This is a genomic window from Avibacterium volantium (assembly GCF_049366555.1).
GTDB lineage: Bacteria > Pseudomonadota > Gammaproteobacteria > Enterobacterales > Pasteurellaceae > Avibacterium > Avibacterium volantium_A.
Genome location: NZ_JBMMGT010000030.1, coordinates 1 through 13,699, shown reverse-complemented (window position 1 = coordinate 13,699; position 13,699 = coordinate 1). Strand labels below are relative to the sequence as shown.

Genomic DNA, 13,699 nt, shown 5'->3' with positions numbered 1-13,699 from the left:
ACGCACTCCAAAAGATTTATATAAATACAAAAAACGACACAAAAGGTGCCGTTTAGTTAGCTGACTATTATGCTTGAGCATCTACACGCATTCTAAGATCTTTACCTGCTTTAAAGTGCGGTACAGATTTTGCGTCTAATTCAACTTTTGCACCCGTTTTAGGATTACGTCCTACACGAGGCTGACGGAAATGTAGTGAAAAACTGCCAAAACCACGAACTTCAACACGCTCTCCATTTTCTAATGTTTGTGAAATTTGCTCTAAAATTTCTTTTACTGCATTTTCTACATCTTTAACTGAAATAGAAGGATGTTGTTGAACTAATGTGTCAATGAGTTCTGATTTAGTCATAATATTCTCCTAACTATCAATAAGTTAGCGTGAGTTTCCCCACGCTAACTTTTATAAGTGAATTGAATTATTCACCTTTTGCTGCTTTGAATGCTTCAGCCATTGCGTTTGGAATAACAACTTCTTCTTTATTCACGCTTGCAACTGCTGCCGCTTCTTCAGCTTGATCTTTCGCTTTCACTGATAAGTGAACTAAACGCGCTTTACGATCTACACCAGTGTATTTCGCTTCAACAACATCGCCTGCTACAACTTCGCTTGTTAAGTCAGCTGCACGGATATAACCTTCAACACTGCCGTCTAATTCAACTTTAGCACCTTTTGCATCCGCTTCAACAACTTTAGCACTTACGATAGCGCCTTTTTTGTTTGCTGCGATGAAGTTATTGAATGGATCATCTTCAAGTTGTTTGATACCTAAAGAGATACGCTCTTTTGCTGAATCCACTTGTAGAACTACAGCAGAAACTTCGTCACCTTTTTTGTAGTTACGAACTGCTTCTTCACCAGGTACATTCCAAGAAATGTCAGATAAGTGAACTAAGCCATCGATACCACCTTCAAGACCGATGAAGATACCGAAATCAGTGATTGATTTGATTTTACCAGTAACTTTATCGCCTTTGTTGTGTGTTTCAGCAAATTGTAACCACGGATTAGGTTTGCATTGTTTTAAACCTAAAGAAATACGACGACGATCTTCATCGATTTCTAATACCATCACTTCAACAGTATCACCTAAGCTAACCACTTTAGATGGGTGAATGTTTTTGTTTGTCCAATCCATTTCAGAAACGTGAACTAAACCTTCAACGCCTTCTAAAATTTCAACAAAACAACCGTAATCTGTTAAGTTAGTTACTTTACCAGTCAATTTGCTGCCAACTGGGTGATTTTCTGCGATAGCAACCCAAGGATCTTGACCTAATTGTTTTAAGCCTAAAGAAACACGAGTACGATCTTTATCAAATTTTAATACTTTAACTGTGATTTCATCACCTACATTCACGATTTCGCTTGGGTGTTTAACACGTTTCCAAGCCATATCTGTGATATGTAATAAACCATCAACGCCACCTAAATCAACGAACGCACCGTAGTCAGTTAAGTTTTTAACTGTACCTTTAACTTCTGCGCCTTCTGCAAGGCTTGCTAAGATTTCTTCACGATCTTGGCTGTTTTCTGATTCAATTACAGCACGGCGAGAAACAACAACGTTGTTACGTTTTTGATCTAATTTGATTACTTTGAATTCTAATTCTTTACCTAATAAGTGATCCGCATCACGTACAGGGCGAGTATCCACTAATGAACCCGGTAAGAATGCACGAACACCGTTTAACTCAACTGTGAAACCACCTTTCACTTTACCGTTGATTAAACCGATAACAGTTGCTTGATCTTCGTAAGCTTTCTCTAATTCGATCCAAGATTCGTGACGTACTGCTTTTTCACGAGATAATTTAGTTTCACCGAAACCATCTTCAACAGCGTCTAATGCAACGTTTACCACGTCGCCAACTTTAACGTCTAATTCACCTTGTGCATTTTGGAATTCTTCAGCTGGGATACGTGCTTCAGATTTTAAACCTGCATCTACATATACGAAGCCTTTTTCAATAGCAACAACAGTACCGTTAACGATTGAACCTAAACGAGTTTCAAGGTCTTTTAATGATTCTTCAAAGAGTTGAGCAAAAGATTCTGACATAATTAATCTTCTAAATTTAGTTAATAACGTCCACTTTATATCCATAAAAAGTGGGGCTGATAATAAATGTTTATCCGTCCTTGAATAAACTAACGAAAATAATTTAAGCCTTAAAAATCAACCTTTTGTCGGATGTAATCCAAGGCTTGGGCAATCACTTCCTCAATACTTAATTCCGTGCTGTCCAATAACAACGCATCCTCAGCAGGTTTTAAAGGGGCGATTGAGCGATTTCTATCGCGAAAATCACGCTCTTCTATCTCGGCAAAAATCTGTGCAAAGTTACCATTAATTCCTTTAGTTTGCAACTGTTTATAGCGTCTTTTCGCTCTTTCTTCTGCGCTAGCATCTAAAAATAACTTTACTTGTGCATTAGGGAAAACCACCGTTCCCATATCACGCCCATCAGCAATAAGCCCTTTTTCGTTAGCAAAACTTTGCTGTAATTGCAATAATGCAGCACGAACTTGTGGGAATACCGCTACTTTAGACGCGGCATCAGCCACTTCTTGCGTACGAATTTGACGGCTCACATCTTCCTCTTCCAAAATAATTTTAACTTCATTATCTTCAGGTAAAAATTCGACATCTAAATGACGAGCTAAATTCGCTAAAGCCACTTCATCCTCTAATGACACTTGCTTTTTTAACGCCGCCAATGCGGTAACACGATAAATCGCCCCGCTGTCTAACAAGGCAAAGCCTAGCTTTTGCGCTAAGGCATAACATAGCGTCCCTTTACCTGCGCCACTCGGCCCATCAACGGTGATCACGAGATTTTTCTGCATAGTTATTCTTTCTCTTATTGTGTTTTTATAAGTGCGTTAATGATAGCACAGCTGCCTACATTTCGCATTGTGATTTATAAAGTGCGGTGCTTTTTTATGGAATTTTTGCTTTATTTCCATACAACATAAACCTTTGGCTTTTTATTGAAAATAAATAATAAATTTTGCTTATTTTTTAGAATTTTGTACGAAAAATTTACATTCAAACAGTAAATTACGCACCCTATTCGAAATCACTCTTTTTATAATTCATACCAACTTAAGGTGTTGTATCCACTGCATAATTTTATGCAGTTCTTTCCTCTCAATCATATAAGGAGAAATATTATGGCGTTTAATCTTAAAAATAGACATTTACTTAGTCTAGTTAATCACTCTGAACGTGAAATTAATTATTTGCTTGATCTTTCTCGTGATTTGAAACGAGCAAAATATGCTGGAACAGAACAACAAAAATTAAAAGGTAAAAATATTGCCTTAATTTTTGAGAAAACCTCAACACGCACTCGCTGTGCATTTGAAGTGGCTGCTTATGACCAAGGTGCAAATGTTACTTACATAGATCCAACTTCGTCACAAATTGGCCATAAAGAAAGTATGAAAGACACCGCGCGTGTACTCGGACGAATGTATGATGCCATTGAGTATCGTGGCTTCAAACAAACTGTGGTTGAAGAACTGGCAGAATATGCTGGCGTGCCAGTGTTTAATGGTTTAACCGATGAATTTCACCCAACCCAAATGCTCGCTGATGTTCTCACTATGATCGAAAATTGCGATAAACCACTCACTCAAATTAAATATGTTTATATTGGTGATGGGCGCAATAATGTCGGCAATTCTTTATTATTAATCGGCGCAAAATTAGGTATGGACGTGCGTATTTGTAGCCCTAAATCACTTTTACCAGAACCTGAATTAGTGGCGATGTGCGAAAAATTTGCCCAAGAAAGTGGCGCTCGTATTACCGTAACGGAAGATATTGATCTTGCGGTAAAAGATGTGGATTTTGTGCATACTGACGTATGGGTTTCTATGGGTGAGCCATTAGAAAGCTGGGGCGAACGTATTAAGTTGCTTTTACCTTACCAAGTTACCCCAGAATTAATGAAACGCACTGGCAATCCAAGAGTGAAATTTATGCACTGCTTACCTGCTTTCCATAACAGTGAAACCAAAGTAGGACGTCAAATTGCTGAAACCTATCCTGAATTAGCAAATGGTATTGAAGTAACAGAAGACGTGTTTGAATCGCCAATGAATATTGCTTTTGAACAAGCTGAAAACCGTATGCACACCATTAAGGCGGTGCTTTATGCGAGTTTAACCTAGCGAATAAAAGGAGCATATTATGCGAATAGTGATTGCATTAGGGGGTAACGCCCTACTCCGCCGCGGTGAACCATTAACCGCTGAAAATCAACGGCAAAATGTGAGAATTGCGTGCGAACAAATTGCCAAGATTTGGCCTAATAATGAATTGGTCATTGCCCACGGTAATGGCCCACAGGTCGGCTTATTAGCCTTGCAAGGAGCAGCTTACAAAGACGTGCCAACTTATCCACTTGATGTACTGGGTGCGGAATCAGTGGGAATGATCGGTTATATGATTCAACAAGAATTAGGTAATCTTGTGCCATTTGAAGTGCCTTTTGCTACCTTACTTTCTCAGGTTGAAGTGGATAAAAATGATCCTGCGTTCCAAAATCCAACAAAACCAATTGGGCCAGTTTATACCAAAGAAGAAGCGGATAAATTAGCCAAAGAAAAAGGGTGGTCAATTGCCCAAGATGGCGATAAATATCGTCGCGTTGTACCAAGTCCATTGCCAAAACGGATTTTTGAAATTCGTCCTGTTCAATGGTTACTTGAAAAAGGCAGTATTGTTATCTGTGCAGGCGGCGGTGGTATTCCAACCTACTATGATGAGCAACATAATCTTTGTGGGGTTGAAGCCGTAATCGATAAAGATCTCTGTTCGGCTTTATTAGCCGAGAATTTAGATGCGGATCTCTTTATCATCGCTACCGATGTTTCTGCGGTATATCTAAATTGGGGCAAAGAAAATCAGCAAGCTATTGCCACTGCGCCACCAAATGTGATCGAAGAAATGCCATTCCCTTCTGGTTCAATGGGGCCAAAAGTGCAAGCAGCGGTGAATTTTGTTAAACATACGGGTAAAGATGCTGTGATAGGTTCACTTTCTGATATTGTGGACATTGTGAAAGGTAAAGCGGGTACGCGTATTACAACAAAAGCCAAAGACATCACCTATTATTAGGTGAGCAATGAATACGCTTTATCTCAGTATAAAGCGTATTCTTACCATAACTTGCTGTATATAAAGGAGTATATTATGGAAAACGCACATAAAAAGACCTTTAACTTTCCATCAGCATTTTCAATTTTATTTGTCATTTTAATTATTGCTGTAGCGCTCACTTGGATTATTCCAGCCGGTTCTTATTCCAAGCTCACTTATAATTCGGCAAATAATGTCTTTGTGGTAAAAACTTATCAGCAAGAAGATACCGTTTTACCAGCCACCAAAGAATCCCTTGATAATTTGAATATTAAAATTGAATTATCAAACTTCACCGAAGGCACAATCAAAAAACCGATTGCCATTCCAGGAACTTATCAACGTGTTCAACAAAATCCTAAAACACTGCAAGATATTGCTATCAGTATGGTGCAAGGTACGATTGATGCCGCAGATATTATGGTCTTTATCTTCGTCTTAGGGGGAATGATCGGGGTGATTAACCGCACAGGCTCTTTTAATGCGGGGCTAACCGCACTGGCCAATCGCACCAAAGGCAATGAATTTTTAATTGTTTTCTGCGTATCTGTGCTAATGGTTATTGGCGGTACAACTTGCGGTATTGAAGAAGAAGCAGTTGCTTTCTATCCTATTCTCGTTCCCGTATTTCTTGCTTTGGGCTATGATGCAATAGTTTGCGTAGGGGCAATTTTTCTTGCTGCATCAATGGGAACGGCATTTTCCACCATTAATCCATTCTCTGTGGTGATCGCTTCCAATGCTGCAGGTATTCCATTTACAGAAGGGATTACTTGGCGATTTGCAGGATTAATTCTCGGCTCAATTTGTGTTATCGCTTATCTTTACTGGTACTGCAAAAAAGTAAAAGCCGATCCAACTGCATCTTACACCTATGAAGATCGCGAAGAATTTGTCCAAAAATATATGAAAAACATTGATACAACCCAGATCATTGAATTCACCACGCGCAGAAAAATCATTTTAATGCTGTTCTGCATCGCGTTTCCAATTATGGTTTGGGGAGTGATGTTCGGAGGCTGGTGGTTCCCACAAATGGCGGCTTCTTTCCTTACCATCACAATTATCATTATGTTTATCTCTAAACTGAAAGAAAAAGAAATCGTCAATGCCTTTACTGAAGGGGCATCAGAACTTGTGGGCGTTTCTCTTATCATCGGTTTAGCGCGTGGGGTAAATCTTGTACTTGATGAAGGAATGATTTCCGACACCATTCTTGCCTACGCATCAGAACTGGTTTCTGGTGTACCGGGTAGTGTGTTTATTTTGGCGCAACTTGTGATTTTCATCTTCCTTGGTTTGATTGTGCCGTCTTCATCTGGTTTGGCTGTGCTTGCAATGCCAATTATGGCACCACTTGCAGACACCGTGGGCATTCCAAGACACATCATTGTATCTGCCTACAACTGGGGGCAATACGCAATGTTATTCCTTGCACCAACAGGACTTGTTCTAGTTACTCTGCAAATGCTCAACATTCCATTTAACAAATGGGTGCGTTTTGTGATGCCAATGATTGGATGCTTGCTAGTGATAGGTTCAATCTTACTCGTTGTGCAAGTTTCACTTTACACCTAACGTCTATACACTTGCGTACAAGCAAATTGTACGCAAGTGCTTTTTTACAAAGAATCTCCCAAACAATAACCTAGATCACAGTTTTACCCAGATTATCTTGTTATAATCGATCGTGCACAAAGCTACACAAGGATAACGTATGGCTAAGAAAGTGTTTGATAATATCGATACTCGCATTTTAAGAGCATTACAACGCAATGGACGCTTGCAAAATAACGAGTTAGCCAAAGAAGTGGGATTATCTAATTCCGCTTGTTTACGCCGAGTTAATATTTTAGAGCAAAGTGGCGTGATTGATAATTATGTCGCCTTGCTTAATCCGCAAAAACTTAACTGCAATCTGGTGATTTATGTGCTAGGTTCATTTTTTGAAGAGGATCTCAAAGTCCGCGAACGCTTTATGTTTGAAATGAAATCCTTGCCCCAGATTGCAGAATGTCATCTAATGGCAGGAGATTATGATTTTATTCTAAAATTATTTGTTTCCGACCTTGAAGAATTTCATTCCATCAAAATGCGTTATCTCACCAAAGAAATTGGCATTAAAAATATCAAATCTGAAATCGCCCTAAAAACCGTCAAAAACACCACCGAACTTCCACTCTAATTTCCGAAAAAACAAAACCCAAAAGTGCGGTAACTTTTGGACTTATTTTTAGTTAAATACTGCGCTTAAATCGGTTTCCAGTTTATCCAACATTTCATAGCGCTTACGATACATAGAACGCTTTTTACTCTGAATTTCTTCCAAAGGCTTACGCTCAATCTCTAACGGTAACGCCCAATAACCCTGTGTATTCAGCTTTCCATTGTTTTCTTGCCAAAATTCGTCATAGTTGAAAATCAAACGTTTAGAATCATTCCAACGAAATTTGGCTTGGCGCTTATGAGAAATCGCCACTAAATCACAATTCAGCTGTTTCGCCAATGCTTTAAAAGCATTCACCAGCATAAACATTGGACGCAAACCATATAATTCTTTTGTTGCAAGGCGAACAATATCCTGCGCGTTTTCCCCTTTCGGGCCTTGAATAGAAGCAATCAATATTTGATTTGGCGATAAAAAAGTAAAAGACGCATCGTAAACACTGCGCTGATTCTCTTGATCATAAATATTCAGTGAGAAAAAACCTTCCAAAGGATCAATTTGATTAAGATTGAGATTTAAAGATAATTTTTCTGTTAATTGTGATAATAGTAACGTTTTTTGCTCAACAAGTTGCTGGCAAAATGTTTCGCCTAACTTTTCTTCTGCCAGCAAGAAATGTTGCTTAATGCTCTCTAATCGTTGTTGTGCATTAAAAGATTTATCGCAATAAGCATAAAGCAAGGCATTAGTGCGGTATAAATTTTGGTTAAAAAATTCTGCCCATAATGGCTTTTCATTTAAAAAGACAGTGAATGTTCGACATTGCTTGGCATATAAAAATGTTCTTGCGAAATAACGCAATTTCTCTCTTGTACGCTTTAACACTCGTTTTTCATAAGGATAAAGTTGAGCAAAAGAAGGAAAAGAAAACAAGCTGGACATAAAAACACCGATAAAAAGCCAAAATAAGGCGGAAATTTTAATAAAAAATGACCGCACTTTCAATGTAATAAAAGTGCGGTCAAATTTTCACAAGATTTTAATTAATCTTTCTTATGGCTTAATTGCGGTAAGAAAGATTCTTTTGAAATGCTGAGTAACCCAGTTTGGGTGTAAATGCCTAATTTATCACGAGTATCCACAATATCTAAGTTACGCATTGTTAATTGACCGATACGATCTAATGGATCGAATGGCGCATTTTCAATTTTTTCCATACTCAAACGCTCTGGGTGATAAGTGCTGTTCGCTGATGAAGTGTTTAAGATGGAATAATCGTTCCCGCGGCGTAACTCAAGGGTAACTTCCCCAGTGATCGCACGAGCCACCCAGCGCTGAGCGGTTTCACGCAACATTAACGCTTGCGGATCGAACCAACGGCCTTGATACAATAAACGCCCTAAACGTAAGCCGTTAATGCGATATTGTTCAATGGTGTCTTCGTTGTGGATTGCACTGAGTAAACGCTCGTAAGCAATATGTAATAATGCCATTCCCGGCGCTTCATAAATACCACGCGATTTCGCTTCGATAATGCGGTTTTCGATTTGATCTGACATACCTAAACCGTGGCGACCACCAATGCGGTTAGCCTCAAGGAAGAGTTCCACTAAATCGCTAAATGATTTGCCATTTAACGCCACTGGCACGCCTTCTTCAAAGCGAACGGTCACTTCTTCAGGTTTGATTTCTACGTCTTCACGCCAGAATGGCACGCCCATAATGGGGTTTACAATGCGAATGCCACGGCTTAATAATTCTAAATCTTTCGCTTCGTGGGTTGCGCCAAGCATATTGGAATCTGTTGAGTAGGCTTTTTCCACTGACATTTTGTATTCAAAACCATTGGCGATCAAAAACTCTGACATTTCGTGGCGGCCACCAAGCTCTTCAATAAAACGGTTATCTAACCAAGGTTTGTAAATTTTTAAATTTGGATTGGTTAATAAGCCATAACGATAAAAACGTTCAATATCGTTGCCTTTGAAAGTACTACCATCGCCCCAGATATTTACATCATCTTCTTTCATTGCAGAAACCAGCATTGTGCCTGTTACCGCACGGCCTAATGGCGTGGTATTGAAGTAGGTTGCGCCACCGGTAGAAATATGGAATGCACCACATTGGATTGCAGCAATCCCCTCGTGCGCAAGCTGGCTGCGGCAGTCGATTAAACGTGCGTTTTCCGCACCGTATTCCATCGCTTTGCGTGGAATCGCGTTGTAATCTTCTTCATCAGGCTGGCCTAAATTTGCTGTATATGCATAAGGAATTGCGCCATTTTGACGCATCCAAAGCAATGCTGCACTGGTATCTAATCCGCCTGAAAAGGCAATTCCAACTTTTTGCCCTACTGGAAGGCTTTGTAAAATCGTGTTTGACATAGTAATACCTTATGGTTTTATTTAAGTTATCGTTTGCGTGATTTTAAATCGGCTTATTATCAATGAAATTGCCTTTAAAGTCTATGCGATATTAAAGAGATTTCTCTTGCGTTGGGATCATCAAATCTGGATCGGGATATTGATAAACAAAATCCAGCTCTTGGCAAATTTTATTACCTTCAATAATCCGCTTAGGATCATCAGAAGAACATACAAAGTGCGGTGCAATTAACCCCAATTTTTCCGCCATTTGCCCGTAATATTGTGCTTTCGGTGGGTGATGGGGCGCAGAAAGATGATACAACCGCTGTCCGCTTGACGTTTCAAGCAAAAGCTGAATGGCGCGCGCGCAATCATCAATATGCACCAAATTCACTGGCGTGTTGCCCTGCTGCACTGCTTGTTTATTTGCCAATGAATAGACAGGATGACGATCTGCTCCAACCAGTCCAGCAAAACGGATAATATCACAATCCACATTCGGCAATGCCGCCAACCATTGTTCAATTTCCAGCAAGCCCTGCCCGATTTCACTGTCTGGTTGCGGGATCTGGGTTTCATCAAAATGCCCATTTTGCATCGGAAAAACAGAACTAGAGCTAATAAAAATAAAATGCTGAACGCCGTGATTTAACGCTTCATTCACCAGATTTTTAATGCCCTGCACATAATCCTGCACATTGAAGAAATATTGACTTGGCGGAATGTTGATGACAAGGCTGTCCACCGCCAACAGCGCCGATAAATCATCAGGATCAGCATTAATTTCAGGCTCAAGCAACAAATGATAGGTTTCAAATCGCATTAAACGCATTTGCTCCACTTCATCATACGTGCGTTTCGTGCCTTTCACCGTCCAGCCTAAATGTTTTAAATGGCGCGCAAGGGGCAACCCCAACCAACCTAATCCAACGATTGCAACAGATCGCATATTACCTCAATTATCAAATTATCGTGCGACCCAATTCTAGCCGAAAAAGCACCGCACTTAAAAATAATTTGCTTGCAGATTAATTATTTCGTCAATAAATCCAACGCTTCTTGGTATTTATCCACGGTTTTTTGAATGACATCTGCGGGAACTTTTGGCGCTGGGGGTTCTTTATTCCAGCCACTGTTTTCCAGCCAATCGCGGATAAATTGTTTATCAAAAGAAGGCGGATTGATACCCTCTTGGTAAGTATCCACCGACCAGAAACGGCTAGAATCTGGTGTTAGCACTTCGTCCATTAAGGTGAGCGTGCCGTTTTCATCTAAACCAAATTCAAACTTGGTATCACAAATAATGATGCCTTTAGTCAGCGCATATTCTGCCGCCGCTTTGTAAAGGGCGAGCGCTTTTTCTTTCACTTGGGCTGCCAGTTCTGCGCCAATTAATCGTTCACATTCTGCATAACTGATATTAATGTCGTGATTGCCCACTTCTTCTTTACTTGACGGAGTAAAAATGGGTTCAGGTAATTTGCTCGCTTCTTGCAAGCCTTTTGGTAATTCCAAGCCACAAATTGTGCCTGTTTGTAAATAATCTTTTAGGCCACTTCCTGTAAGATAGCCACGCACGATAGATTCAATTTTAATCGGTGTTAAGCGTTTGCACACCACCGCACGATCTTTAACTAAATCCGCTTCCGCTTTCGGCAACACGTCATACAGGCTTTCCCCTGTTAGGTGGTTCGGCATAATGTGTGCCAATTTGTTAAACCAAAAATTGGAAATTTGGGTCAAGATTTCCCCTTTGCGAGGAATGGGATCGGTTAAAATGACATCAAATGCCGATAGCCTGTCCGTTGCCACCATTAGCATTCGTTTCTCATCGATCTCATAGAGATCTCGCACTTTTCCCGAATAGATTTTTTTCAAACTTAATTCGCTCATTTTCAGCCTCTGTTGCTTTGTGAAAAAACTGCCGTCTATTGTACCGCACTTTTGCCTTATTTACGCAAACGATTGCTTAATTTTTTTCATTCAGGGAAAAATCGCGCAAAGACAAAATAAAAGATTGAGAATAGGCTAAATATCAGGGAAAATAGAGCCCATTTTTTGACGATATACTTAGAGAACAATGTCTTTGAACGATTATCCACAACAAGTTAATAAGCGCAGAACCTTTGCGATTATTTCTCACCCCGATGCGGGTAAAACCACCATTACGGAAAAAGTGTTGCTTTACGGAAATGCCATTCAAAAAGCAGGCTCAGTAAAAGGAAAAGGCTCAGCCCAGCACGCGAAATCCGACTGGATGGAAATGGAAAAACAACGGGGAATTTCCATCACCACCTCCGTAATGCAATTTCCTTATAACGAATGCTTGGTGAATTTGCTCGACACGCCAGGGCACGAGGATTTCTCGGAAGATACCTACCGTACTTTAACCGCGGTAGATAGCTGCTTAATGGTCATTGACAGCGCAAAAGGGGTTGAGGAACGAACCATTAAATTGATGGAAGTTACCCGTCTGCGCGACACGCCAATTCTCACCTTTATGAATAAGTTAGACCGCGATATTCGCGATCCAATGGAATTGTTGGACGAAGTGGAAAGCGTATTAAATATCCATTGTGCGCCTATCACTTGGCCAATTGGTTGCGGAAAGCTTTTCAAAGGCGTTTATCATTTATACAAAGACGAAACCTATCTTTACCAGACTGGACAAGGGCATACCATTCAAGAGGTTCGCATCGTTAAAGGCTTGGATAATCCTGAGCTAGATGCTGCCGTAGGCGCGGATTTAGCCCAGCAACTGCGTGAGGAATTAGAGCTAGTCAAAGGGGCATCGAACGAATTTGATTTATCCCTCTTTTTGAGCGGCGAGCTAACCCCTGTTTTCTTCGGTACGGCATTAGGCAATTTTGGGGTGGATCATTTCCTTGACGGCTTAACCGAATGGGCACCTGCACCGCAAGCTCGCCAAGCGGATACCCGTTTGGTTGAAAGTAGCGAAGAAAAACTCACGGGCTTTGTGTTTAAAATTCAAGCCAATATGGATCCAAAACACCGCGACCGCGTCGCCTTTATGCGTGTGGTTTCGGGCAAATATGAAAAAGGAATGAAGCTCCGCCACGTTCGTATCGGCAAAGATGTGGTGATTTCTGATGCTCTGACCTTTATGGCAGGCGACCGCACCCACGCCGAAGAAGCCTATGCGGGCGATATTATCGGTTTGCATAATCACGGCACGATCCAAATTGGCGATACGTTCACACAAGGGGAAGAACTGAAATTCACGGGCATTCCAAACTTCGCCCCTGAGCTATTCCGCCGTATTCGTCTGAAAGATCCGCTCAAACAAAAACAACTACTGAAAGGTTTAGTTCAGCTTTCGGAAGAAGGGGCGGTGCAAGTTTTCCGCCCATTAACCAATAATGATTTAATTGTTGGTGCGGTTGGGGTGCTGCAATTTGATGTGGTGGTATCACGCTTAAAATCCGAATATAACGTTGAAGCCATTTATGAAACCGTCAATGTTGCCACGGCACGTTGGGTGGAATGTGATGATGCCAAGAAATTTGAAGAATTTAAACGCAAAAATGAACAAAATCTTGCGCTAGATGGGGGGGATAATCTCACTTATATTGCGCCAACAATGGTCAATCTCAATCTTGCCCAAGAGCGTTATCCTGATGTCGCGTTCTTTAAAACAAGAGAGCATTAATGTAAGAAATCAAAATGGGTGCAATGCCCATTTTTCTAAATACACTACAATTTGTTCTGCTCTTGATACTTCAGGAGCAGAGCATTTTTGAAAAATATAGCCTAGCATAGCAAATTAATTCCCTACTTACACAACCGACAAATCTGCCACACCGACCTTAACGCCCATAATATTTTAGTCCAACATTTCTCCACGCCAGAACAAAAATACTGGCTGATTGATTTTGACAAATGCACCGAAAAATCAGACGATAACTGGAAAGCCAAAAATCTCGCCAGATTACACCGCTCTTTTAATAAAGAAGTAAATAAGCTAGCAATAAAATTTACAGAACAGGATTGGG

At 40.4% G+C, this 13,699-nt stretch carries 12 protein-coding genes and 1 pseudogene; 6 read left to right on the top strand and 7 right to left on the bottom strand.

Going from position 1 to position 13,699, the window contains the following annotated elements; all coding sequences use genetic code 11:
• Positions 1–67: 67 nt before the first annotated feature.
• The 3 genes from ACLS0A_RS09425 to cmk form a co-directional block, all read right to left on the bottom strand.
• Complete coding sequence (locus tag ACLS0A_RS09425) at positions 68–352, bottom strand: integration host factor subunit beta (protein ID WP_416083267.1); 285 nt, start codon at positions 350–352, stop codon at positions 68–70.
• Between the two features lie 67 nt (positions 353–419).
• Positions 420–2,063: a 30S ribosomal protein S1 gene (rpsA, locus tag ACLS0A_RS09420; protein ID WP_416083266.1), complete on the bottom strand. Its 1,644-nt coding sequence runs from the start codon at positions 2,061–2,063 to the stop codon at positions 420–422.
• Positions 2,064–2,173: 110 nt separating this feature from the next.
• Positions 2,174–2,851, bottom strand: a complete 678-nt coding sequence (gene cmk / locus ACLS0A_RS09415) for a (d)CMP kinase (protein ID WP_416083265.1) — start codon at positions 2,849–2,851, stop codon at positions 2,174–2,176.
• Positions 2,852–3,178: 327 nt separating this feature from the next.
• Between cmk and ACLS0A_RS09410 the strand changes: the two genes are divergently transcribed.
• The 4 genes from ACLS0A_RS09410 (at position 3,179) to ACLS0A_RS09395 (ending at position 7,338) form a co-directional block, all read left to right on the top strand.
• A complete protein-coding gene (locus ACLS0A_RS09410) occupies positions 3,179–4,183 on the top strand; it encodes an ornithine carbamoyltransferase (RefSeq protein ID WP_103855764.1) in 1,005 nt (334 codons plus the stop codon).
• 19 nt (positions 4,184–4,202) lie between these two features.
• Positions 4,203–5,132 (top strand): carbamate kinase, encoded by a 930-nt coding sequence (gene arcC, locus ACLS0A_RS09405; protein ID WP_416083264.1) that lies wholly within the window; start codon positions 4,203–4,205, stop codon positions 5,130–5,132.
• A gap of 75 nt (positions 5,133–5,207) precedes the next feature.
• Positions 5,208–6,731, top strand: a complete 1,524-nt coding sequence (locus ACLS0A_RS09400; RefSeq protein ID WP_416083263.1) for a YfcC family protein — start codon at positions 5,208–5,210, stop codon at positions 6,729–6,731.
• Positions 6,732–6,870: 139 nt separating this feature from the next.
• Positions 6,871–7,338 (top strand): Lrp/AsnC family transcriptional regulator, encoded by a 468-nt coding sequence (locus tag ACLS0A_RS09395; protein ID WP_103853147.1) that lies wholly within the window; start codon positions 6,871–6,873, stop codon positions 7,336–7,338.
• Between the two features lie 48 nt (positions 7,339–7,386).
• Here ACLS0A_RS09395 and ACLS0A_RS09390 read toward each other — a convergent pair whose 3' ends face one another.
• The 4 genes from ACLS0A_RS09390 to ACLS0A_RS09375 form a co-directional block, all read right to left on the bottom strand.
• Entirely contained in the window at positions 7,387–8,262 is an 876-nt protein-coding gene (locus ACLS0A_RS09390) for a VirK/YbjX family protein (protein ID WP_416083262.1), read from the bottom strand.
• 101 nt (positions 8,263–8,363) lie between these two features.
• Positions 8,364–9,704 (bottom strand): argininosuccinate synthase, encoded by a 1,341-nt coding sequence (gene argG / locus ACLS0A_RS09385; RefSeq protein WP_115249357.1) that lies wholly within the window; start codon positions 9,702–9,704, stop codon positions 8,364–8,366.
• A gap of 91 nt (positions 9,705–9,795) precedes the next feature.
• Positions 9,796–10,635, bottom strand: a complete 840-nt coding sequence (locus tag ACLS0A_RS09380; RefSeq protein WP_416083261.1) for an SDR family oxidoreductase — start codon at positions 10,633–10,635, stop codon at positions 9,796–9,798.
• 83 nt (positions 10,636–10,718) lie between these two features.
• Positions 10,719–11,579, bottom strand: coding sequence for a phosphoribosylaminoimidazolesuccinocarboxamide synthase (locus ACLS0A_RS09375; protein ID WP_416083260.1), 861 nt, complete (start codon positions 11,577–11,579; stop codon positions 10,719–10,721).
• A gap of 187 nt (positions 11,580–11,766) precedes the next feature.
• Here ACLS0A_RS09375 and prfC point away from each other — a divergent pair, with 187 nt between their 5' ends.
• Both prfC and ACLS0A_RS09365 read left to right on the top strand, forming a co-directional pair.
• Positions 11,767–13,356: a peptide chain release factor 3 gene (gene prfC / locus ACLS0A_RS09370; RefSeq protein WP_416083259.1), complete on the top strand. Its 1,590-nt coding sequence runs from the start codon at positions 11,767–11,769 to the stop codon at positions 13,354–13,356.
• A gap of 111 nt (positions 13,357–13,467) precedes the next feature.
• Positions 13,468–13,699: pseudogene (locus tag ACLS0A_RS09365) on the top strand (lipopolysaccharide kinase InaA family protein); the annotation flags it as partial.